Origin of the sequence: Streptomyces ovatisporus (genome assembly GCF_042653885.1) — a bacterium.
Classification (GTDB): domain Bacteria; phylum Actinomycetota; class Actinomycetes; order Streptomycetales; family Streptomycetaceae; genus Streptomyces; species Streptomyces ovatisporus.
In genome coordinates this window covers 1-23,155 of sequence record NZ_JBHSFH010000014.1, presented here as the reverse complement: position 1 = coordinate 23,155, position 23,155 = coordinate 1, and the positions used below count along the sequence as shown (strand labels likewise).

General features: G+C 69.8%; 19 protein-coding genes and 1 pseudogene. 14 read left to right on the top strand and 6 right to left on the bottom strand.

The window, feature by feature from the left end; translation table 11 throughout:
* Positions 1-125 precede the first annotated feature (125 nt).
* Entirely contained in the window at positions 126-1,175 is a 1,050-nt protein-coding gene (locus ACFPA8_RS23465) for a phosphatidylinositol-specific phospholipase C domain-containing protein (protein WP_386451565.1), read from the top strand.
* Between the two features lie 83 nt (positions 1,176-1,258).
* On the opposite strand, the gene ACFPA8_RS23460 is transcribed toward ACFPA8_RS23465, so the two are convergent.
* Together ACFPA8_RS23460 and ACFPA8_RS23455 are read right to left on the bottom strand one after the other, a co-directional pair.
* The gene (locus ACFPA8_RS23460) at positions 1,259-2,794 is read right to left on the bottom strand and encodes an ATP-dependent DNA ligase (protein ID WP_386451563.1); all 1,536 of its coding nucleotides are present in this window, start codon (positions 2,792-2,794) and stop codon (positions 1,259-1,261) included.
* Between the two features lie 59 nt (positions 2,795-2,853).
* A complete protein-coding gene (locus ACFPA8_RS23455; RefSeq protein WP_386451561.1) occupies positions 2,854-3,213 on the bottom strand; it encodes a DUF3140 domain-containing protein in 360 nt (119 codons plus the stop codon).
* Positions 3,214-3,648: 435 nt separating this feature from the next.
* Between ACFPA8_RS23455 and ACFPA8_RS23450 the strand changes: the two genes are divergently transcribed.
* On the top strand, positions 3,649-4,806 hold the full coding sequence (locus ACFPA8_RS23450; protein WP_386451560.1) for a polyprenyl synthetase family protein: 1,158 nt from the start codon (positions 3,649-3,651) through the stop codon (positions 4,804-4,806).
* A 38-nt stretch (positions 4,807-4,844) separates the two neighbouring features.
* Here the strand turns inward: ACFPA8_RS23450 and ACFPA8_RS23445 are convergent, their stop codons facing one another.
* A complete protein-coding gene (locus tag ACFPA8_RS23445; protein WP_386451558.1) occupies positions 4,845-5,585 on the bottom strand; it encodes a class I SAM-dependent methyltransferase in 741 nt (246 codons plus the stop codon).
* A gap of 232 nt (positions 5,586-5,817) precedes the next feature.
* Between ACFPA8_RS23445 and ACFPA8_RS23440 the strand changes: the two genes are divergently transcribed.
* The 11 genes and pseudogenes from ACFPA8_RS23440 to ACFPA8_RS23390 all read left to right on the top strand — a co-directional run bounded on the left by ACFPA8_RS23440 (position 5,818) and on the right by ACFPA8_RS23390 (position 16,697).
* Positions 5,818-6,354, top strand: coding sequence for a Dps family protein (locus ACFPA8_RS23440; RefSeq protein ID WP_386451556.1), 537 nt, complete (start codon positions 5,818-5,820; stop codon positions 6,352-6,354).
* A 156-nt stretch (positions 6,355-6,510) separates the two neighbouring features.
* Positions 6,511-7,013: pseudogene (locus tag ACFPA8_RS23435) on the top strand (ABC transporter permease); the annotation flags it as partial.
* A 371-nt stretch (positions 7,014-7,384) separates the two neighbouring features.
* Positions 7,385-8,428: a hypothetical protein gene (locus ACFPA8_RS23430; RefSeq protein ID WP_386451554.1), complete on the top strand. Its 1,044-nt coding sequence runs from the start codon at positions 7,385-7,387 to the stop codon at positions 8,426-8,428.
* Between the two features lie 209 nt (positions 8,429-8,637).
* Complete coding sequence (locus tag ACFPA8_RS23425) at positions 8,638-9,633, top strand: aldo/keto reductase (protein ID WP_386451552.1); 996 nt, start codon at positions 8,638-8,640, stop codon at positions 9,631-9,633.
* A gap of 181 nt (positions 9,634-9,814) precedes the next feature.
* Complete coding sequence (locus ACFPA8_RS23420; RefSeq protein WP_386451551.1) at positions 9,815-10,519, top strand: GPP34 family phosphoprotein; 705 nt, start codon at positions 9,815-9,817, stop codon at positions 10,517-10,519.
* 381 nt (positions 10,520-10,900) lie between these two features.
* Entirely contained in the window at positions 10,901-11,242 is a 342-nt protein-coding gene (locus ACFPA8_RS23415) for a YciI family protein (protein WP_386451549.1), read from the top strand.
* A gap of 104 nt (positions 11,243-11,346) precedes the next feature.
* Positions 11,347-12,549 (top strand): DUF1266 domain-containing protein, encoded by a 1,203-nt coding sequence (locus ACFPA8_RS23410; RefSeq protein WP_386451548.1) that lies wholly within the window; start codon positions 11,347-11,349, stop codon positions 12,547-12,549.
* 250 nt (positions 12,550-12,799) lie between these two features.
* Positions 12,800-13,861 carry an ATP-grasp domain-containing protein gene (locus ACFPA8_RS23405; protein WP_386451546.1) on the top strand — a complete coding sequence of 354 codons (1,062 nt, stop codon included), beginning with the start codon at positions 12,800-12,802 and terminating at the stop codon, positions 13,859-13,861.
* Entirely contained in the window at positions 13,831-14,034 is a 204-nt protein-coding gene (locus ACFPA8_RS23400) for a hypothetical protein (RefSeq protein ID WP_386451544.1), read from the top strand. The genes ACFPA8_RS23405 and ACFPA8_RS23400 overlap by 31 nt, the downstream gene beginning before the upstream one ends.
* A 348-nt stretch (positions 14,035-14,382) precedes the next feature.
* Positions 14,383-15,768: a hypothetical protein gene (locus ACFPA8_RS23395; RefSeq protein WP_386451542.1), complete on the top strand. Its 1,386-nt coding sequence runs from the start codon at positions 14,383-14,385 to the stop codon at positions 15,766-15,768.
* A 749-nt stretch (positions 15,769-16,517) separates the two neighbouring features.
* Positions 16,518-16,697 (top strand): hypothetical protein, encoded by a 180-nt coding sequence (locus ACFPA8_RS23390; RefSeq protein WP_386451540.1) that lies wholly within the window; start codon positions 16,518-16,520, stop codon positions 16,695-16,697.
* 319 nt (positions 16,698-17,016) lie between these two features.
* On the opposite strand, the gene ACFPA8_RS23385 is transcribed toward ACFPA8_RS23390, so the two are convergent.
* Positions 17,017-17,754: a hypothetical protein gene (locus ACFPA8_RS23385; RefSeq protein WP_386451538.1), complete on the bottom strand. Its 738-nt coding sequence runs from the start codon at positions 17,752-17,754 to the stop codon at positions 17,017-17,019.
* A 486-nt stretch (positions 17,755-18,240) separates the two neighbouring features.
* On the opposite strand from ACFPA8_RS23385, the gene ACFPA8_RS23380 reads away from it, so the two are divergent.
* Complete coding sequence (locus ACFPA8_RS23380; protein ID WP_386451537.1) at positions 18,241-22,005, top strand: nSTAND1 domain-containing NTPase; 3,765 nt, start codon at positions 18,241-18,243, stop codon at positions 22,003-22,005.
* 51 nt (positions 22,006-22,056) lie between these two features.
* Here ACFPA8_RS23380 and ACFPA8_RS23375 read toward each other — a convergent pair whose 3' ends face one another.
* Positions 22,057-22,479 carry a hypothetical protein gene (locus ACFPA8_RS23375; RefSeq protein WP_386451535.1) on the bottom strand — a complete coding sequence of 141 codons (423 nt, stop codon included), beginning with the start codon at positions 22,477-22,479 and terminating at the stop codon, positions 22,057-22,059.
* Between the two features lie 161 nt (positions 22,480-22,640).
* Positions 22,641-23,090: a 2-phosphosulfolactate phosphatase gene (locus ACFPA8_RS23370; RefSeq protein ID WP_386451753.1), complete on the bottom strand. Its 450-nt coding sequence runs from the start codon at positions 23,088-23,090 to the stop codon at positions 22,641-22,643.
* Positions 23,091-23,155: the final 65 nt, after the last annotated feature.

Genomic DNA, 23,155 nt, shown 5'->3' with positions numbered 1-23,155 from the left:
GGAGGCTTCGCTGCACGGGCAGCCGAGGCCCTACGCTGCCCGTCTTGCCGCAAGCCCGCCCCACGCTGCCCGAACAGCTCTACGCTGATGCTCACTTGGCCCCCCACAGACCGAGGTATCAGCTCATGAGCAGACCCCGCCTTGCCGTCGCCGTATCGGTGGCCGCCCTCGTCACGGCGGCCACAGCCGTGGCCGTACCTCTCTCCGCGCAGGCAGGCCCGGAGGCCGCCGCGGCGACCTACGGCGAGACCACGTCCGTAGGCGTGCACAACGCCTACGAGAAGGACAAGTACGAGTACTTCGCCGACGCACTCGACTCCGGTGCCTCGCTCCTCGAACTCGACGTGTGGACCAACATCGTCGGCAAGGGATGGCGCGTCTCCCACAGCAACCCCACGGGCAACGACAACAACTGCGAGAACGCCGCGTCGCCCGAGGAACTGCGCACGAAGAAGCGCGACCAGACCCTCGACGGCTGCCTCGCCGACATGCGCGCCTGGCACGACGCGAATCCAGGACACCCGCCCGTACTCATCAAGGTCGAGATGAAGGACGGCTTCTACGACAAGGCGGACCGCGGCCCCGACGAACTGGACACCCTCCTCGGCGAGAAGCTGGGCGACGCGCTGCTGCGCCCCGCCGACGTGGTGGGCGGACACGCCACCCTGGACGAGGCCGTCGGAGCCGCCGGATGGCCCGACCGGGACGCCCTCGCAGGCAAGTTCGTCATCGAACTCATCCCCGGCACCCTGGAGGAGGGCAACCCGGTGGACGACCTCTGGACCGACGAGGAGTACGCCGGCCACCTCAGGGACCTCGCCGGCAAGGGCACCCTCGCCGAAGCCGGCGCCTTCCCCGCGGTGCACGGCGCCGAGAAGGGCGACCCCCGCACCGAACGCTACGAAGAGGCTCTGCGCCCGTGGTTCGTCCTGTTCGACGGCGATGCCTCCACCTTCACCGGCGGCGAGATCGACACCGCCTGGTACCGGGAGAACGGCTACCTCGTGGTCATGACCGACGCGCACAAGGTCGCGCCGGAGATCGACGGCACCAGCCCCACCGAGCAGGAGGCCCGCGACCGGGTCACCCAACTCGCCGCCTCACACGCCAGTTTCACCACGTCGGACTGGGCTTCGCTGCCCTCGGTCCTCTCCATGGTGGTGCCGCGAGGCTGAACGGGCCCGTCCCGGCGCCCGCTCGACCCCGACGCCCTCGCGCTGCGCCCCGGCGCTCCACCGCCGCGTGCCGTCCGCACGTGCTACCTGCGCAGCGCGAGGACGTCGTCGACCGTGTCCGCCTCGGCGGCGGTCTTGTCCGTGCGGTAGCGCACCACCCTCGCGAAACGCAGCGTCACACCGGCCGGATAGCGCGTGGAGCGCTGCAGCCCGTCGACGGCGATCTCCGCGACCAGTTCGGGCCGCACCGTCACGCCCCACGAGTGCTCGGCGACGGCGATGCCGCGCAGATGCTCGGTCTGCCAGACCAGCAGCTTGTCGGTGAGACCCTTGAAGGTCTTGCCGAGCATCGCGAAACTCCCGTCGGGGCGCCGGGCTCCCAGATGCAGGTTGGAGAGCATGCCCGTACGCCGCCCGTGGCCCCACTCCGCAGCGAGCACCACCAGATCCAGTGTGTACACCGGCTTCACCTTCAGCCACGACGCGCCACGCCGCCCCGCGCTGTACGCCGAGTCCAGCGCCTTGACCATGACGCCCTCCTGGCCCTGCTCCAGCACCTCGCGCGCGAACTCCTCGGCTGCGGCGCGCTGTTCGGCGCTCCCCGGATCCTCCACCACGAGACGCCGCACGCGCAGCTCCTCGGGCACCACCCGGGCCAGCGCCTCGTGCCGCTCCCGCACCGTCAGGTCAACGACGTCATGGCCGTCCACCGACAGCACGTCGAAGAACCGCGGGGTGACCGGCAGCGTCGTGCGTGCAGTCGCCACATCCAGCTGTGAGCCCACCCGTTGGGAGGTCTCCTGGAACGGACGCGGACGCCCCCGCTCGTCGAGCGCGATCACCTCGCCGTCGAGTACGGCCTGCCGTGCCGCCAACTCCACGGCAGCGGCCACGACTTCGGGCAGCCGGTCGGTGATGTCGTCCAGGGTGCGGGTGTAGACCTTGATGCTTCCGGCGTCCTTGTGCACCTGCACCCGGATGCCGTCCAGCTTCTCCTCCACCACGGACGGACCGAGCTTCGTCAGCGCCTCCAGCACGTTCTTCGCGCTCTGCGCCAGCATCGGCAGCACCGGACGGCCCGTCTGGAGCTCGAACCGGCCCAGCGCAGACGGTCCTTCCTCCAGCAGCGCCCGCGCCACGGCCCCCAGGGAACCACCGAACATCACCGCGCGCCGTACCTCGGCGGGAGGAGCCCCGACCGCCTCCGCCAGCCCCTCCACGGCGAACGCGTCCAGCGCGCCCTGCCTCAACTCGCCCGTCAGCAGCCGGAAGAGGAAGTGCTGCTCCTCCTCGGTGGCCGCGGACATCAGCACTCCCAGCAGCCGCGCCCGCTCCGTCTGAGCGCCCTTGCCCCGGACGGCGGCGATCCGCCCCAGCGCCCCGTCCACCGCCACCACGGTCAACTGCGCCTCAACAGCGGGAGGATGACGCTCGGAGAGCGCACTGAACCCCACACCCGTCCTGCGCTGCGGCAGCCTCCCCGCCAAGTACGTGACCACAAGCGGCACTTCTTCCGGCGAGGCGCGGCGGAACATCCGCGCGAGGAGCGCCACCTTCTCCTTGCGGGAGGAGACCGTCGTGATGTCCCGGGACGTACGGGCGATCTCAGCCAGCAGCATGGTGCCATCCTCGCCCGGCCCCGCCCGGCGTGCAGCACCCCCGCACCGGGCGGCGCGGTTCAGCGTGCCGGATCATGGCGCTGCGGATCGTGGCCCCAGTTCATCAGGGAGAAGCGCCAGGCCGTTTCACTCACGTCACCACGCGGCCGGTGCCGCAACTGCCGCTCGATATGACGGATGGCTTTGCGCATGTGTACGAGATCATCGGCGGTGAAATCGGCCCTGCGGGTCCGCAGCAGCCGCACGATGCGGCGCCCGGCGGCGTGCCCGTGGCTCTCGCTCTGGCCTTTGTGACGTCCCACGTTCCGTGAGTCGGCGGTGGCGAGCCAGCGTTCCAGCTGTCCCGCAGGCATGTTCACGCTCTTCTCGAAGTCGGTGAAGAGCTGCTCGCGCTGTGTGCGCTGTTCGGTGTCGCTCATGAGCTGCGGCCACCTCCCTCGTGCAGGTCCTCTGCACCGCGTGCGGCGCTGCCGGCGCTCGGTGCCCGGAGCGCTTCCGTATGTCCCGGCCGTGCGGGGAGGGGGCTGTCCGTGCCTCCGACGGCCCGCGTACCCTCCGCGATCTTGCGGCGGACCCTCCCGACCGCAACGTTTCCCTGCGTTCTCCAGGAGCGCCGACCGCCCCTGTCCGTTTTCCTGCCCCTCGACATTTATCCATGCCTTTCAGATGCTTTGCCCGTCCATGCCCCGAGTGCCCGCCCTCGGCCGGTGAATGCCTGCGGCGCGTCCCGCCGGCGGCGCAGGCCGAAGTGCACGACCGCTCAGCTGCTGAAAAACTCTCCGCAGCCCCTTCTTCGCCGTCCGTGACCGCACTCGGTGTGCTCTGCCGGGCCGACCTCTCAGGAAGGAGCCGCCATGCAGCGCCGACCGAGCGCCCACGTACGCGAGGGAAGCCACGACGCCCCCGCCCACGCCCTGGGTGCCGACCCCGACCAGGACACCGCCGCCGTCATCGGCACACTCCTCGCGCGGTACCTCACGCAGCGCCGCGAAGAGGCCGCACGGAGCAGCGAACAGTTCGCGAAGGACGTCATCGACCTGCTCGTCGACGTCGTCCTTCGCGGCGGCAAACGCACTCGGCCTGCCTTTCTGTGGTGGAGCTGGCGCGGCTGCGGCGGGGAGTCCGGCGGTGCGAACGCCGAAGCCGTGCTGAAGGTGGCCACCGCGCTGGAACTGCTCCAGGCGTGCGCACTGATCCACGACGACCTCATGGACGGCTCGCCGTCGCGACGCGGCGCTCCCTCCGCCCACGTCGCCTTCGCCGACCGGCACCGCGCGGCCGGACTCCGCGGCGACGCCGAATCCTTCGGTGCGTCCGCCGCCGTCCTCGCCGGAGATCTGGCCCTGGTGTGGGCCGACGACCTCTTCCAAAGCGCCGGTCTGGACGCCAAGGCCCGCCGGGCCGCGGCATCGCCCTGGCAAGCCATGCGGACCGAGATCATCGCCGGCCAGTACCTCGACCTGTACGGGCAGAGCACCGGTGTGGACTCACCGGAGGAGTCCCTGCGCGTCGCCTACCTCAAGAGCGGCCTCTACACCGTCGAACGCCCTCTCCATCTGGGCGCGGCCATGGCGGGAGCCGGCCCCGACCTCATCGCCTCCCTGCGGCGGGCGGGACGCAGCGCAGGCGTCGCCTTCCAGCTGCGCAACGACCTCACCGGCGTGTTCGGCGGGAGCGGCAGCGCCGGAGAACCGGCAGGCGAAGACATCAAGGACGGTGCCTCCACCTATCTGGTGGCCATCGCGCTCCAGCGAGCACGCGCGCACAGCAGACACGAGGCCGAGCGGCAACTGCGCGACGCCATGGGGAACACGGAACTGGCGCCCGAGGATCTCCGGCAGGTACGCGACCTCCTCACCGCACTCGGCGCCGCCGACGCTGTCGAGGCCCGGATCGAACAACTCACCGCCGACGCCCTCACGGCTCTCGAGCAGGCCCGTCTCCAGTCCCCGGCGGACGAGCGGCTTCCCGCACTCGTACGCCGCGTCGCCAGGAGACACCCCGGCAGTTAGCAGGCCACAGCCGCCAGCCGTCAGTTGACGGCTGCCCCTCAACTCTCCCGCTCGCCGCCCGGCCGTTGGGCGTAGAACGTGTGGACGATGCCCCTCTGCCACCCGCGCACCGCTCTGCAGCACACCGCCTCGTACCCCGCTGCACTCAGTCGGCGGCTGAACGCGCCGGCCGTGTCGAAGAGGAGGACGCTGCGCCACAGGTGCCGGTACAGCCGCGAGCCCCCCGGGCCGAGCGAGCCGAGCGGCACGATGACGCCCCCGCACACCGCGGACCACACCGCCCTGTGCACGACCGCCCCGCTGAGCGTGTACTCGTGCACCGCAAGCCGCCCGCCCGGACGCAGCAACCCCCGGACACGCTGCAGCACCGTGTCCGGCTCGCTCAGATTGCGGACCAGGTAGGCGGCGAAGACCGCGTCGAACGGCCCGTGCACCCCCGCGTCCTCCAGCGCCTCGGCCGGTGCCTGGACGAAGGTGACATTGCCGTTCCACTCCTTGGCCCTCGCGCGCTCCAGCATCCCCGCCGACGCGTCGGCCGCGACGATCCGGGCCTTCGGCGCGGCCCGCAGCACCGCCGCCGTGGACGCGCCCGTACCGCACCCCAGGTCGAGGACGCGCATGCCGGCACCCCCGCCGGCCCGCTGGGCGCCGCTCAGCATGCCCCTCGCCGCGAGCCGCAGGTGACGGTGGTAACCGGGGTTCACCGAGGTCAGTGAGTCGTACGCTCCGGAGGCCCTGTCGAACGCGTTCTTCAGGCCGCCGCCGTGAAGCACAGTCATGGCCACACCCTCGCCGCCGCCGGAGCGTACCGGGGCGTACCACGCCACAGCGCGCGTCCGGCCTGATCCGCGGGCCTCCCGAATGGGGTACGGGCGGGCCGTCCCGGCAGGCGCTGCCCGGCCCGCGGTGGTGGCATGGGTGTGGCCCCCGCCGCGAGGGCGGGCCGTCGACGTGGAGAGGGAGACAGCCGTGTCCAGCAGCGCCCCCGAACCGAAATACACCGTCCCCGGTATGAGCCAGCAGGACGGCGGCGACGTCATCCAGTTGCTGAAGTCGCGCCTGCACGCCCTCAACGACCTCGCCCTGACCTTGAAGCACATCCACTGGAACGTGGTGGGGCCGCACTTCATCGCGGTGCACGAGATGCTCGACCCGCAGGTCGACTCCGTGCGCGACATGACCGACACCACCGCCGAGCGCATCTCCACACTCGGTGGCTCTCCTCACGGCACTCCCGGCGCCATCGTGGCCGAACGGCACTGGGGCGACTACACGATCGGTCGCGCCGAGGCCATCGACCATCTCGGTGCCCTGGACCTGGTCTACACGGGCGTCATCGAGGACCACCGTGCGGCGGCCAGAGCCACCGACGAGAGCGACCCGGTCACCCAGGACATGCTCATCGAGCAACTGCGCGGTCTGGAGCTCTTCCAGTGGTTCGTGCGTGCGCATCTGGAGAGTGCGGGCGGCGCGCTGAGCACGAGCAGCGCGAGCTCCGAGCGGGACGCCGCCTCGCGCGCCAACGAGCAGGCGCGCAGGCAGCCCTGAGTCCGGGCCGGCGTACCGGTCCGCTGGGGAACAGCTGTCGGGCTGTATCGATACAGACTTGATCGATACAGAGGGCGGGCGAGCCGGCTATGGAGCCCCGTACATCACGGGCGACGCTGCAGACGGTGGCGGACGAGGTGGGCGTCTCCCGCACGGCGCGGCAAACTGCTCGGCATCGGAGCACCGGTGTGGATCACGCTCGCCCTGTTCCTGCTCGGCGGTCTCCTCCTGCGCCGTACGCGTTTCGGCCAGCAGGTCTACGCGGTCGGCGGCAACGAGGACGCTGCCTCGCTCATGGGCACCTCGGTGAGCCGCATGGTGACGGAGTACGCGATGTCCGGTCTGCTCGCCGGACTGGCCGGGGCGCTCAACGCCGCATGGCTGGCCTCCGGGGTGACCATCCTGGGCCAGGGATGGAACTGGAGGCGATCTCCGCCGTCGTCATCGGCGGCACGCTGCTGACGGGCGGGCTGGGCTACGTGAGCGGCTCCCTCGTCGGGGTGCTGCTGCTGAAGGTCATTCAGAACATCATCAACCAGATCGGCTCGCTCGACTCCGCGTACCAGCAGGTCGCCAGCGGCGCGTTCCTCGTGGTGGTCGTGGTCGTGCAGACCTGGCTGGGCCGCCGCCGCAAGGCCCGGCTCGCCGCGTCCGGCTGACGGGACGAGCGGACCGGGCGAAGGGACGGGGCGAACGGACGGGACCGCGGCCGGCCCGGCTCACGCTTCCCGGAGCAGCCCCCGTCTGCCGCGGAGCCGCCTCGCGCCGTCCCGGTCTCCGGGACGGCGCGCCGGCATGTTTCGGCGGCGCTGCGGAACATGACGGGACGGCACGCGACGGGACAGCACACGACGGACGTGGAGTAACGCCCGGGCGCTGAACGGCCGATCCCGACATGCGCGCAATGCGCACTTCGCATATCTCTGAGTGGTGATCAGCGGCGCTCAGGTCGAAGGCTGCCCGTGGACCGGGTGCTGCCGCATCGCGTGACCCGCGTACCCGTGCACACCCCACAGCCAAGGGAAGCCGCATGACTGACACGCTCAGACGCACCACTCTCACCGCAGTCACGGGCCTCGGCCTGTGCCTGACCCTCCTGCCCGCCGGACAGGCGTTCGCGCAGTCGCCGACCACCCGCGTCCCCTGCAACGACATCCCCGCGCTGAAGGCCGCTATCAATCAGGCGAACACCAGCGGCGGCCGGATCACCCTCGCCTCCCGCTGCACCTACACCCTGACCGCCCCCGACAACGCGGACGACGGCCTCCCGGAGATCACCGGGAACGTGGCGCTGACCGGCCGCGACACCACGATCCGGCGCGCCCCGAACGCCACCCAGGACTTCCGCGTCCTCCACGTGGTCTCCGGCGGCACGCTGACCCTGAACTCCCTCAGGATCAGCGGCGGTTCGCTCGCCGACGACAACGGCGGAGGCGTCGCCAACGAGGACGGCACCCTGAACCTGAACCGCACGACGGTCAGGGGCAACCACGCCGAGATGGGCGGGGGCCTCTACAACACCGGCGGCAAGCTCAACCTCGACCGCAGCACCGTCGAGCGCAACACCACGGACGCCTGGGGAGCCGGGGTCTTCAACACGGGCGAGGGCACGATGAAGATGACCGGCGGGTCGCTCCGCGACAACCGCGCCCTCAACAACGGCGGCGGCCTGGAGAACATCTCAGGGACCGCGTACCTGCACCACGTGTCGGTCAGGGGTAACACCGCACTCGAGGGCGGCGGCATCCGCCAGACGCTCGGCGCCACCCTGCGCCTGAAGTCGACCGAGGTGCGGGACAACATCGCCGTGTCCGGCGGGGGCATGTCGAACAACGGCAGCACGGCGACGCTGGTCCGGAGCCTCGTCACCCGCAACACGGCCATCACCACCGGCGGCGGCATCATCAACGAGGCCGACGGCCAGGTCACGCTCACCGACAGCCGAGTCGTCCGCAACAGGCCGGACAACTGCGTGCCCCAGGGCACCATCGCCGGCTGCTCGGACCCCGCGGGCCGTACCGTTCCGCCCGCCGCGAAGCTGCCTCCGGCCACCGACACCAAGGCCCTCCGCTGATCCTGCGGGGAGGAAGGCGGCGGTGAGCGCGTGAGCAAGTCGGCCGCACCGCAGGCGCGTTGAGCCCTTGAGTGCGGGCGCGCGCGCCTGCCACCACGACGACAGAGAGCGGGACCTGGGAGACGGGCCCCGCTCTCTGCCTTCACGGCAGGGAATGCCGAACCCGCGTCCATGGTTAGGGGGTTGCACTGACCAGAGGGGGACAAGCGATGAAGTTCCGTCCGTTCGGCGATCCCGCCGTGCAGGTATCCGCTGTGGGACTCGGCTGCATGGGGATGTCCATCGCCTACGGTCCTGCTGACGAGCAGGAGAGTCTCGCCACCCTCGACCGGGCCGCCGAGCTGGGCGTCAACCTCCTCGACACGGCGGACGTCTACGGCCTCGGCGCGAACGAGGAGCTCATCGGCCGCTGGCTGAGCCGTCGAGACCGCGACGCCGTCTTCCTCTCCACCAAGTTCGCACTGAAGCGGGGCGCCACGACGGGGAGGGTGGACGAGGTCGACACCTCTGCCGAGTACGTACCGGAGGCCTGCGACGCCTCGCTGGCCAGGCTCGGGACGGAACACATCGACCTGTACTACATGCACCGCCGTGACCCGGCCGTACCCGTCGAGGAGACCGTGGGTGCCATGGCGGCGCTCGTCGACGCCGGAAAGGTCCGCTTCCTCGGACTCTCCGAGGTCAGCCCCCAGACCCTGCGCCGGGCGCATGCCGTGCACCCGATCACCGCGATCCAGCTCGAGTACTCGCTCTTCACCAGGGACGTGGTGGAGGGCGAGATGCTCGCCACCTGCCGCGAACTCGGTGTCGCCGTCGTGGCGTACTCACCGCTCGGCCGAGGCATGCTCGGGGGCATGCTGCACTCCCGCGAGGCTCTGTCCGAAGAGGACAACCGCCGAAGGTGGCCGCGCTTCGCCGAGGAGAACATCGACGCCAACCTCGCGCTGGTGGAAGCCGTGCGGGACGTCGCCGAACAAATCGGCTGCACGCCCGCCCAGGCAGCCCTGTCCTGGCTCCTCGCCCAAGGCGAGGACATCGTTCCCATTCCGGGGACCAAGCGCCGGCGGTACCTGGAGGAGAACTGCGAAGCGGCGGACGTGACGCTCACTCCGGCTCAGGTTGCTCTCCTGCGCGAGGCGGTGCCACCGCAGGCCGTGACCGGCGGACGCTACCCCGCTCAGGCGCTGGCCCGCCTCGGCCACTGAACCGCCCGCCCGTACCGGCTCGTCGAGGGGAAGCACCGGAACGTCATCGATCCCATGGCGAGACATCGCAGCTCGACAAGCGGTGACCGCATCACGACAGCAGCCGCCGGTTCGCCGTGACTGATACGGGCGGTGCCTGTTCACCGTCCACCTAGAGTGGACGGGTCTACCGAGGAGGGCCATGGCCGCGACACAGCCTCAACTCTTGTCCCTTCCCGAGGAGTTCGTTCTGCTGTCGCACCTCCCCTCGGGGAAGATCCACGGCCCCCGCCGGGCCGCCGTCGGCTGCGCGGCGGCCGAACTCGGCGAACTCGCGGTGCGGCGCAAGATCCTCGTGCGGCCGTGGAACTCCACCGTGCTCGGTCTCAGGGCCCAACTGACGCACCGTGCCTCGATCGAACTGCTCGACACCACCGCCACCGGATTGCCGTGGGCCGACGAGGTGCTGGCCGGCCTGTCCCGCTCCCCGGTCTCCGAAGAGGGGCGCGTCAACGTCCAGCAGTGGCTCCGGAGGCGCCGTGAAGCCTTCCGGGCGCACAGGAGAGTGCTCACGGACCGGGGCGTGCTCCGTCGGCGCTCCCGTTGCCTCACGGGAGAGCGCTGCTTGCCGGACCAGGCGGTCCGTGACGCCCTGATCACGGACATCCGGGCGATCGGGTCCGGTCACCGTGACGTCGACGCACACGGGTTGTTCCTGTGCGATCTGATCAGAGCCGTCGGGCTGCACAGAACTCTGCGTATCCCGACGGGCCTCCGCACGACGCCGTATCGCCGCCGCGGCGCGGGATCAGCGGAGTCCGTCCCCGAAGATCTGCGCCATGCCAGTTCGGCTCTCACCGCCCTGATCCCGCTCCGGGAAGACCGTTCGGGCAAGCGCTACTTGTGAGAGCGGGGAAGGCGCCCGTCGGTGAGAGCCGGGGTGCTGGTGTGTCGATGACCCCGGCGCGACCGCGAGGTTGACGAACTGTCCGTGCGTCATTGGCAAGTCTGCCCAGGCGCCCTTCTTCCCGCGTGCGACCGGCCGTGCCGGAGCTTCCCGCGTGCAACCGGCCGTGCCGGAGCGAAGAGGACGCGCAACACTCCACTCACGGACACGGACGGCATTTGCTGGCGCGGCGGAGCCCGGGCGGCGCAAGCGGCGTCGTTTAGCGTCCCTTTGGCCCCGGCCGCGAGGCTTGCGGACAGCCCTGCCGGACGCGGAGCCAGGTCTCCGGGGCGCAGGCGGGAAGTGGCCGACGGGGGAGCAGCCGGGACAAGGAGTGAAGAGATGACGCAGTACCTGATCTCGTTCGACGAGGCGGCGATGACCCTCCCCGAAGGGGAGCTGCTCGAAGTGGCGAAGGCCGCGCACGCGGTGGAGCAGGAAGCCAGGGACGCCGGCGTGTGGGTGTTCGGCGGCGGGCTGAAGGACCACGGGGAGGCGAGCGTGGTGGGCACCGACGGTTCGGTGAGCGACGGCCCGAAGGGGGACGGCACGGGGCACCTCGGCGGATTGGCGGTCGTCGACGTGGCCTCCCGCGACGACGCGGTGAAGTGGGCCGCCAGGATCGCCCGGGCCTGCCGCTGTCCTCAGCAGGTCCGCGAGTTCATGCCCGACCCGACGGCCTGACGGTGGGCGCCCGGGGCTGCGAGGCAGCCCGGGTGGCCGCTTGAATCCTCCGCCGCCGGACCGGCGAGCAGACCGGCCCGGCGGCGTTTGTAAGGTCTGAGCACATGGAGACGTGGAACGGGCAGGCGGCGGTCGCCCCGCCCAACTCAGGGGCTTGGCAGGCACCGACAGAGCAGGAGCAGCGGCTGTACGAGGCGAAGATGCGCGGCGACTGGGCCGCCTACTTCGATGTGCTCGCCGAAAGCGAACTGTTCATGTCGATGTCCCGGCTCCAGGCCGACGGGCTGGACGGCGGCCCTCCTGCTCAGCCCTTCTGGAGCCCCGTCGTCGGGCAGTGGTGCGAAGTCGTCGTGACCGAGGGCGTGTTGCCCGCCCCGTCACCCGACCCCGTCTTCATCCTCCTCTCCCTGGACGCGGTCGCCAAGTTGTGGGAGGACAACACCGAATGGCTGGCCGTCAATCCCGGCACTCCGCTGGAGGCGTACTTCCCGCCGAATCCCGCTCTGTGGAAATGGCACGCCGGCCGGGGCAAGGGACCGAACGGGAACCTGGGAAAGCTGCGCACACTCAGGGTGGGCGGCGTGCTTCAGGGGCCGGTCGCCCACGGCCTCGGCTGCGGCGCGCTGATGAGCGTCCTCAACGGTTCACTGTGGAACGCGATGGGCTACCACGGAGGAGGCTACTTCGCGGAGCGGCAGACCCTGGAGGACGGGTGGGGGGTGACGGACCGGCAGAGCTGGCAGAAGACCCAGGAAAACCTCCTCAACGGCCGAGGCGTCAGCGGTGCCTGGGAGTTCGTGCTGGACGTCCGCAGGTCCCTTGCCCGGCAGTTCGGAGGCCAGGTCGACGTGGCGCTCTGGCGGGACGCCGCCGAGCGTCAACTGCGGGCCGTCGCCGCCGAGTCAGGGGAAGGGGCTTCGGAGGCCGAGATCGCAGGCGTGAAGCAGCTCATCGGCCGTATCACCCGCTACGAGGCCCGGTTCCGCGCCGACGGCGTCCTCGGGGCCGACGACCAGGTCCGCTCCGTCCTGGCTTGGGACTACGGACGCGCCGCCAGCATGGCCCGCTGGGGTGTCAGCACCCGCTTCTGCGACATCGCGGAGGCGGAGCAGGCGGTGATCCGAACCTCCCGCGTCAGCCAGGTCACTTACCACTCCTGGAAGGACTTCGCGTCCGGATACGTTCTCGGCCGCTGCCTCCACTTCGACGAGGAGCGCTTCGGCAACTGGTACACGGAGATGCTGGACGCGTACCGGGTGCTGGAGTCGCATCCGGAGAGTCCCTGGCTCACCCTCCCCTGGAGGTAGCGGAGCGGCTGGGGAGGGTGAGCCGGCCCGAACGACGTGCCCTAAGGCCTCTCTTCCGGATCTCCGCGACGTCGCGGAAGTGCCGGACGCCGTCCCGCACTTCCGGACCGCCACGGTCAAGTCCTTCGCTCCGCCCGCCCGCGACAGCGGCTCTCCGCCTCATGGCCCGCACCCGTCCCCGTCCTCCCGACCCGACGAAAGGCCCTCCCACGGCAGACCTGGACCCGAAGCGCAGCCGGACCACTACCTGATGTTCGCGATCGGCCCGCGGCTGGAGTACGCCGCGCGGCTGCGCGCCCTCGACGAGTTGGTGCGGATCTCGGTGATCTGCCGGCCCGAGTACCTGGCCCGCATCACCGAGTGCGGTGACTACCAGCGGGTGCTGGCGGTGCGTCAGGACACCCCCGTCGAGGAGGTCGTCGCCTTGGCGCGGGCCGTTCACGCGCTGGAGCCGGTGACCCGGATCACCACGTTCTGGGAGCACGACCAGGACCGTGCGGCGGCCGTCGGCGAGGCGCTCGGCGTCGCCACCCACAGCCCGGAGACCGTACGTCTCGTGCAGGACAAGCACGCCATGCGCGAGCGGCTGCGCGAGGCGGGAGTGGACGACACGAAGGCGGGACGCGCGTTCAACGAGGCGGACCTGCTGGCGATCGGCGAGGAGGCGGGGTACCCGTTCATCGTCAAGCCCCCGGCGGGCACCGCGAGTTCCGGTGTCACTGTCGTCCGCTCGCCGAAGGAAGCGGCAGCCGCCTACCGCACCGGTGCGGGAGACTTCCCGGGCATCGCCCGGCTCGGGGTGCTGGCGGAGCAGTACCACGAGGGGCCGCAGTTCAGCGTCGAGGCGTTCTCCGAGGCGGCCGGGCACGTCGTCCTCGCCGTCACGCGCAAGTACTCGGACCCCGTCAACATGGTGGAGCCGGGCCACGTCCTGCCGACGCCCCTGGACGCGGACGTCGAGGAGGCGATCGAGGGCCACGCACGGCGCGTCCTGGACGCCCTGGGCGTGGAGTTCGGCCCCACGCATACCGAGGTCGTACTGACCGCCGACGGGCCGCGGGTCATCGAGACCCACCTGCGCGTGGGCGGCGACGAGATCTTCAACCCGGTCAAGGACGCGGTGGGCGTCGACATGATCGACTTCCGGACCCGGCGGGCCTTCGGCGAGAAGGTCCTCCCGGACATCCGCGCCGTCCTGGAGGCGGACGCCGAACCGCGCTGTGAGGCGATCTGGTATACGGCCCCTGAGGCGTCGGGAACCCACGTTGACTCGCGGACGGCGTGGAGGCCGACGACCTTGACGCGGGCGTGACCGTGCTGCTGGCGCCGGGGGAGGAGCTCTCGGGCCAGGGTTCCTTCGCCCGTATCGCACGAGCCCGCGCGTCGGCACCGGACGCCGAGCAGGCCCTCGCCCGCGTCCGGGAGAACGCCGCCGTCCTGTCCTTCCTCTTCCGCGTCACATCCCCCGAGCCGGGCACGGTCTGACGTCTCCGCATACGAGTCGTGCCGTCACGGGAGCCCGCCGGAAGGCCAGGACCGGCCTTCCGGCGGACGCCGGGCGGGTTCCCGGTACCGAGGATTGGCCCGCCATCTGGCCCTTCTTCCACAAGATCGTCGCAGCGGGGGAGACCTTCACCTTCCCGAACGGCGCCCATCCCGGCAGCAGGTGCACATGGCACCGGAACAGGCCCGGTTGGCAGGCCAGGTTGGCGCGCAAATGCTCGGATCGTGACAGGTATTCGCCGCGCGCTTGGAACCCGGGTAACCGAGGAGTAGCTTGTGGCGCCCCCCACCCCCACGGGCCGTGTGCCCGCGCGAGCGAAGAGGTTCCACGTGAAGCGTGTTACTGGCCGCGCCTGGTTCTCCGTGATCTGCATATCCGGCCTGCTGGCGGCTGGCATTGCGGTTCCGAGCGCGTTCGGTACCCCTGAGGCCGCCGGCCCCGGCGGCGCCTCCGCGGACGGCAGCCGAGACCCGGGCTCCGAACTCACCGTCAAGCGAGCCCGGTCCGACTCCGCGAGGATCAGCCGTCCCTCGGACCGTCGCGGGCCGAACACCCTCAAGGACGCGGACGTCACGCTCTCCTCCTACGACGCCGAGGCCGGCCGGGCCGTTCTCAGCCAGAAGGACCGGGGCGGTAGCACCGAAGGCATCGACGTCCGCAAGGGTGACGTGATCGCCAGTCCGCCCACGAAGGCGGCACCCGAGGGTGCACTCGTCAAGGTCAGGCAGGTGCGGTCCCAGGCGAGCGGCATGGCCGAACTTCGCACGTCCCGCGCCAACTTGGGGGAGGTTCTCGGCGGGGCGAAGGCCGACGGCAAGGTCCCCGTCTCGTCCTCGGCCTGGAAGATCGACCCGCAGGTGCAGGGGCTCGAGGTGGCAAGGAGCGGGGCGAAGAGCTCACGGGGAACGACCGGGCCGGACAAGGAATCGCTCGGCGCGGGCACCAGAAGCAGCGACCTGCGTTTCGACTTCGGCACCGAGCTCCCCGCCCCCGATGAGGGGCAGACCCCCGGTTCCGTGCTGGACGGCTCCCTGGAGGTCTCACCCGAGGTCGACTTCTCCTACGACGGGAACGGGTCGGACGACCCGGCCGACGTCACCGCGTCCGTCGGCATCGGCGCGGACTACAAGGCCAGTTGGCGCGTGAAGGGCACCGTCGAAGCCGACGTCGACCGGCGTCTCCCACTGGCCGAGGCGACGGCCCATCCCGTGATCATGGTCGGCCCGGTGCCGGTCGTCGTCACGGTGAAGCTGAGCTTGGTGGCGAAGGTGAAGGCGAACGGCCAAGTACAGGTCGACGTCGACCAGGACGCGGCCGGATCGGTGAAGGTGGGCACGCGGTACTCGGAGGCGTCGGGCTGGGAGCCGGAGAGCCACGCGGACGGCGAGACGCTTCCGGGCGGCAAGGTCGACGTCTCCGGCAAGGGCGAACTGCGCACGACGGTCGGTCCCGAGGCGAACGTCAGCCTCTACGACACTGTGGGCGTCGTCGCCTTCATCGGACCGTACCTGCGGGCGACAGGCGAGTACACCGACGAACCGGACGCCCAAGGCAGCGGCCAGTGGAAGCTGTACGGGGGACTGACCCTCGAGAGCTCGCTGTTCGCGCAGCTGCCGTTCGTGATCATCGGCAACCGCCCGTCGAAGCACATCGACTTCCCGCCGATCAACCGCGAATGGTTCATCACTGAAGGCGAGTTCCCGGCGGGAACCTGACCCCGCGGGGAGCCGAGGTTCACGGCGGTCAGGTCTCGCGTCCCTTCGCGGAATGCTCGAGGGCGGTGCTGTCTGCCGTCCGGGCCGTAGACCGCCGTGCCGCCGTCGCGGGGAGCTCGCCGTCGCGGTGCGGGGGCTCGGCCGAGCGGGTTGACGAAGGCCGTGTAGACGGTGTTCTCCAGGACTCGGGCCGCGAGGTAGCTGTGGGCCTTTCGCCTGACTCCCGTCGCGAACGCGCTGAGGCAGAGATACATGGCGGCTCCCGCGAAGGCAGCTTGCCGGGCGTGTTCGGGGAAGGACGCCGTAGCAGCCGACCATGCCCAGACGCGATCCGCCGACCGGGGAGAGCGACTGGCAGGCTGTCCCAGGCCGCCCACCTCGACGGCCTTAGCGAGAAGCTCGGACTCTCCCGGCCAGCGACGGAGGACGAACGCCCGCGAAGCGGCAGCTATCGCAGCGAGTGGCCACCGATCCCGTGCGGGTGACCGTCGACGCTGTGGTGAAGCAGGTTGGCGGGGTCCCATCCCGGTAGCTACCGACCGCACACCTGGTAGCGCTATTCGGCGCGAGATGGGAGGAGGCGGGGCTTCACGCCCCGGTTGAACGACGGGACGTACGGGTCCCGCGCCTGTAGCGCTGCAGCCGCGCATCCCGCCCGGGAGCGGGCAGGAAAGCGGCCCTGGAGGCGTCGGAGCGGGAACTGTCACAATCTCCCTCGAACTCCTCGCGTCCGGGAGGCCAGGATGCGCATGGGGTACACGCGGGCCCACGCCGGCTCGCCTCCGTCTATCCGCGTGATACGCGGCAGCGGCGTCCCGTCGCCCGCAGGCGAGGCAGCCTCGCCGGAGAGCCTGCTCGCGTTCGCGGCTGACGGCTGGGCCTTGTTCGTCTTCGCCGTGGAGGGCGGCCGGCTCAGCGCCTGCACCTGAGATTCGTCCCGCTTCTCATCGAGACGGCCCTCGCTGACCAGTTGTTGGTCAGCGAGGGCCGCTCGCTCCCCCCCCCGTTCGGGCTGCGGAGACCCCCTCCTGTCATCCCGTCAGCCCGTGGCGATGGTCAGGTCTTGTCCGTGCGATATCGATCGCCTCGCCGCCAGCGGCAGGCCTCCCCCGTGCGGTGGATGTGCCCGCCCCGCCAGCAAGTCGGCGAACTGCCGCACCCCGTGCGAGAAGTCCGCAGTAGCGCTGGAGACCACGTGTCTGCTCTCTGGCTGGAGAGTTCCGTGGACGTTGCATGGTGCGGCGGAAATCAGAACTCGACCGCGTCAGCGCGGTCGCCCCACGACCCGGTACCCCAACCAGGGTAGTCAACGTCCTCTAGGTCTTCGATGCACGTTCTTAGTTGCGTAGGAACTCGCGGATCGGGCAGGTTGTTCCTGTAGTCGATTAGATCCATTCCTCCTATCTCATTGTTGTTGCACGTTGATGAGGTTTCATCGCGGAATCCGTATTTGCCGAGAGTCTTCTTTCCCTCCGCGGACCATTGCAGCTTGCGGCCGTCGTTGTTCTCGTTCCAGGTGTCGTGCTGATAGATGCACACCCAACCGTACGCGCAGGAGTCGGGAGCAGTCGCAGTCTGCGATTTGGCGCCCGCGTGATTGCCGATGCCGGCGGCCTTCGGACGAATGCCAGCAGGGTGTTTAGGAACGGCTGGGAACGCACTCGGATGGTGCTTCTTGTAGGCTGCCAAGTCCGCCCGTGCTTGACTGTCGTTGTCGAAGCACTTCACTGACAGGTCAGGGTACTCGGAGCAGACCGTTGCGTGGCCCCAAGTGAGGGAAAGATTGATCTTCCTACCCTTGTATGTGGCGATGACCGGATCGTTGCTTGCCTGACTGTCAGGGGTGCGATTAGTCGTACCAGTAGAACTGGTTTGTTCTGTGCGAGGGCTGGCGCCAGGGTTGGGCTCCGCACCAGCAATTGTTGTTCCGCCTGCGGCGAACGAAGAAATGACGCACAAAGCAATGAGCGTCTTGCGGGCTTTCATGATCCCCCTGGGGTCGAATGCAAATGGCAGTGTGGTGCTAGGGCAGCCAAAGTTTCAAACTCTGTTAAATGGGTCATAAGCGGACAGGTGGGAGAGGTTGCTGATTGTGCTGAACGCTTGACTCCGGTCCACTCACCCAGAAATGGCCCGCACGTTGCCCGTCGGAGGATGTGGAGATCCATGGAGTGGCGGCTGTTGCCAGCGACGGAGTGGGCGCCATCGTCGCTGCGGCGAGCGCTACGCCCCCCCGCCCGTGACCGGGCAGTGCGCGTCGTTCCTGGTTTCACTGTGTATCTCGCTTTCTCGGATGGGTGCCCCGCTTTGGCCTGTTGTTCGGGCACAGCTCAGGAGTGAAGCCGCCACGTAGTTGATGAGCAGCCCGTCTCCGCCGTCCTCATCAATTCATTCGGCCGAGCGGTTCTTTGCACGCTGCTGGACGGCGGCCGATAGCGTGGTGGGTGACCAGTCGAGGGATGGGGGATCCCTGTGGGGCGACCTGAGAAGCCGCTTGACCCGGATGCGGGGCCCATCCAGCAGTTCGCGCAGGAGATGCGCGAACTGCGTCGCGAGGCGGGCAATCCCACCTACCGGTGGATGGCGCAACGGGTGCCGTACTCGGCGACGGGGCTGTCCCGCGCCGTGGACGGGGAGAGGCTGCCGTCGCTGGCGATGGCGCTGGCGTACGTCGAGGCGTGCGGCGGGAAGCGCGAGGAGTGGGAGAGCCGCTGGATCGCTGCGGCCGACGAGGCGCGGGAGCTGGCCGCACGTCAGCAGTCAGCGAAGGACGAGGATGCTGACTCGCCGTATCAAGGGCTGGCCCGCTTCGAACCCGGCGACGCGGAACGGTTCTTCGGCCGCGGCGGACTCGTTGGAGATGTGCTCCGGTTCGCCCGCGCCAGCCGGTTCGTCACACTGGTCGGGGCTTCGGGTTGCGGCAAGTCATCGCTGTTACGGGCCGGTCTGATACCCGAGTTGCGTGCGGCGACGGAGCCCCGCGAGCGGCTGGCGGCGATCCGCATCTTCACCCCGGGCGCGCATCCGATGCGTTACGGCCCGCTGCTGAGACCAAAGGAAGCGGACGGAGAGACGCCGGAAGGGAGGGATGAGCCCGGAGAAACCTGGGTCTTGGTGGACCAGTTAGAAGAGGTCTTCACCCTCTGCCACGACGCCCACGAGCGAGCGGCCTTCATCGACACGCTGCTCACCGCCCGCGAGCCGGGCAGCCGACTGCGTGTCGTCGCCGCGATCCGCGCCGACTTCTACGGACGCTGCGCCGAACACCCCTCGCTCGCCGAAGTGTTGCGCCAGGCGCACCTCATGGTGGGGCCGATGACGTCCGCCGAGTTGCGCGAAGTGATCGTTAAGCCCGCCGCGGCCCGGGGGCTGATCGTCGAACGTGCCCTCACAGCCCGGATCGTGGACGAGGTCGCCGGTGAGCCGGGCGCGTTGCCGCTGCTGTCGCACGCGCTGCTAGAGACGTGGCGCCGCCGTGAGGGCAGGACGCTGAGTGTCGCCGGATATGAGGGTGCCGGCGGCGTGCGGGGTGCGGTCGCCCGCACGGCGGAGGAGGCGTACGGCGAACTGCCGTCCCGCCAGGCGGCGTACGTGCGCCGCATTCTGCTGCGCCTCATCACACCAGGGGAGGGCGCCGAGGACACACGCCGTTCAGTCGACCGCGCAGAGTTAGAAACCCTGGGAGGGGCGGGCGCTGGGCGGGTGGAGAACAGCGACGCCGCCGCAGCGCTGGAGCGCCTCGTGCGTGCACGTCTGGTCACGGTGGACGGCGAGACGGTCGAGGTCGCCCACGAGGCACTCATCACCTCCTGGCCCCGGCTGCGGGACTGGATCGAAGAGGACCGCGAACGCTTGCGGCTGCACCGCCGCCTGACGGACGCCGCAGCCGAGTGGACAGCCTTGGACCGGGACCCGGGAGCGCTGTACCGGGGCGCCCGGCTCGCCGCGGCGGAAGAGCACTTCGTCGCGGCCGGTCGCCGTAGCGAACTCACGCTGATCGAGGCCGAGTTTCTCGACGCCGGGCTCGCCGCCCGTGACGAGGAACAGCGCACTGCCGCGCGCAGCTCACGCCGACTGCGCCGTCTGACTGTCATTCTCGCCGTGCTGTTATTACTGGTGGCCGGCGCGGGCATCGTCGCAGTGCAGCAGCGGCAAGAGGCGCTGGCGGCACGAGAACAGACGCTGTCGCGTCAACTCGCCGCCCAAGCATTGGAGTTGGCGGATTCTCAGCCGGACACCGCGATGCTGCTGGCGGTGGAGGCCCGGCGCGTCGCGCCGACCCCCGAAGCACGCGGCGCCCTGTTGACCATGTCGGCGCATCAGTACTACCGCACCGAACTCGACGCGCACTCCGACGCGGTGTCCGAAGCAGCCTTCAGCCGCGACGGCACCCTCGCCACAGTGAGCCGCGACAGGACCCTGCGGCTATGGGACTCGACCCGGCGCAAACGGCTCGCCGTACTGCACGGGCACGACACCTGGCTGCGGGGCGTTGCCTTCAGCCAGGACGGGCGATCGCTGGTAACGGGCGGGGATGACACGCGCGTAGTGCTCTGGGACAAGGCGAAGCGCCATGTGACAACCACGTTCGGCGGGCACACAGGCCCGGTCCGCAGCGTGGTATTCAGCCCGGACGACCGCATGATCGCCAGCGGATCCGCAGACGGCACCGTGCGGCTGTGGAACCTCGAACACCCAGCGGAGGGGACCACACTGAAGGTGCCCGGAGACACCTCAAGCGGCAGCTCAAGTACCAGCACGCACGGAGTGAACGCGGTGGCCTTCAGCCCCGACGGCCAGACCGTCGCCTCGGTCGGCCAGGACGGTGTGGTGCGGCTGTGGTCGGTCGACACCGGCAAGCAACTGGCCGCGATGAGCGGCCACTCCGGGAGCACTGACGCGGTCGAATTCAGCCCCGACGGCCGTACGCTGGCCACCGCGGCGAAGGACCACACCGTACGCCTGTGGGACGTACGCGACCGCAAGAGCACGGCAGTCCTCACCGAGCACGCGGGGAAAGTACGGACGCTGGCGTTCAGTCCCGACGGAAACACTCTGGCCACGGCCGGACACGACGCCACGGTCATCCTCTGGGACCCGCAGCGCCGCGCCGTCAAAGCCACTCTCACCGGCCACTCCACCAACATCTACACGATAGCCTTCCACCTGCGCGGCACCGTCCTCGCCACGGGCGGCGAGGACGGAAAAGCCGTCCTGTGGGACCCGGCGCGCATCCCCCTCTCCGCCCACGAAGACCGTCTGATGGACGTGGACTTCAGCCCGGACGGACGGTCAGCCGCCACTGCCGGTGCCGACCGGAAGATCGTGGTGTGGGACGTGAGGCGACGCGTCCCCAAGGCGAGGCTCGCCAAGGGCAACGGGCCGGTGAACGATATCGACTTCAGCCCGGACGGTGAGACGATCGCCGCGGCCACCGGCACCGGTGACCGGCCCGGCGCCAAAGACCACACGCTCACGCTGTGGGACGTCGACAGCGACGAGGCTCCCACGAGGCTCACCGGCCACACCGACCGCGTCATGGGCGTCGACTTCAGCCCCGACGGCCGCCAGGTCGCGACCGTCGGCGCGGACGGCAAGATCATGCTGTGGGACGGACGGCGTGGCAGGCGCCTCGCCACATACGACAGCGGCACTCGCGGCAACGCCGTGGCCTTCAGCCCGGACGGTCGTCTGCTGGCTTCCGCCCACGCCGACTCCTCCCTGCTGTGGAGTGTCTCCGAGCACAAGCAGGTCGCTGTCCTCCGCCAGCACCGCGGACCTGTCGCCGACCTCGACTTCAGCCCGGACGGTCGTCTGCTGGCAACTGCGGGACAGGACCAGCGGGTGCTCCTCTGGGATGTGCGCGGGCGCACCGCCCAGACGGTTCTCGCCGGGAAGACCGGACCCTCGCTGGACGTGGCGTTCAACCGCGACGGCAGCATGCTCGCGGTCGCGGGCGCCGGAAACGCGGCCGAGCTATGGGACGTCAACCGACGCGGCGTGTGGGCCACACTGACCGGTCACAAGCAGCTCGTGAGCACACTCGCCCTCAGTCCCGATGGGCGCACGCTGATCACCGGGAGCGACGATCACACCGCCCAGCTCTGGAGCACCGACCCCGGGCACGCCTCTGAGCGTGTCTGCGCCACGGTCGGACGCGACCTCACCTTTGAGGAATGGCAGCGCTTCGTACCTGGCGCGCCATACAGACACACCTGCGGGGCGGGGGCCTCTTGAACGCGGACGGCGCGGTCCATGCGCTCGCGGCCGCCGGCTCAGGGCGCGATGTCATAGCCCTCTTTGCGTGCCTCGCAGGTGTTCTCGGAGCAGGTCACGCAGTCGAGGCAGTGGCGCTGTAGCCCCCATAACGGTGAGGGATTCCGGCACGGTCCACTGCACCAGGGCGCCTTGGCGGGAGAGGTACAGGGCGACCCGGTCGATGCCGTAGGTGTCGTCGTAGTCGAGCAGGAGATACCCAGCGAGCTGCTGTACCGCGCGGCCCGGTGGAGCGACTGGGGGGCGGGTGGTGGCCTTGCAGTCGATTAGTAGTCCTCCGGCGATGACGTCCGCGTCTGCGCCGCCGAGGTCCGAGCTGCTGGCGAAGGCCGGCCCGCACACGCGCTCCTCCTCCGGTAACTGCCGGAACGGTGCGAAGGACTCTTCGGCGAGCTTCATCTGTTCGGAGATGTCCTCCAGCACGTACATCGGCACTGCCGCGGTCAGGCGGTGGCTGTGTCATTTTCCGTGGATGCCGTTTCGACGTGAGTCTGGGAGTCACTGAGAGCGTGGGCTCATGATCAATCTCGGCGGGAATTGATGTCACTCGTGGCTATCGTCAAGCTTCCATTCGGTGCCTGAGGCACGCGTCGCCGTCAGCCTGCGGCGGTGAACGCTCCGTCTACGAGTAACGGAACCGTGGTGCAGAGGTTCAGTTCGGAGGCGATGGCGACGTCCTGAGCGAATCCGCCCGCGATGAGTTCTCGCCCGGAGGAACAGGCGGTGACTGCTGCTTTGACATCCGGCGTTGCCTGGAATGCGATCGCAGCCGCGGTGGCTTCGGGAGAGAGCGTGTCCCCGACCTGCTCGCGGAGCACGGTGGCGATGGCGCCTGCACCGAGAAGGTCTTCCAGCGCAGGCCGCAGGCCACCGTCGGCCCAGCGCTCGCCTGACGCGATGAGCGCGACGGGCCGTTCGGCCGTCCCATAGCCGTGGCAGGCGAGCCAGTGACCAACAGCCGATGCATTGAGCAGAGAACCTGCGGCTATCCGCGAGTTGCCGGCAGAGGCAGCGATGGTGGAGCCGTTGGGTGAGGGAAGAACCAGGCGTGGCGATGGCGTGCAGGGTGGTCTGGGTCGCTGTTCGTGGGAGATACATCGTTACGCCCAGC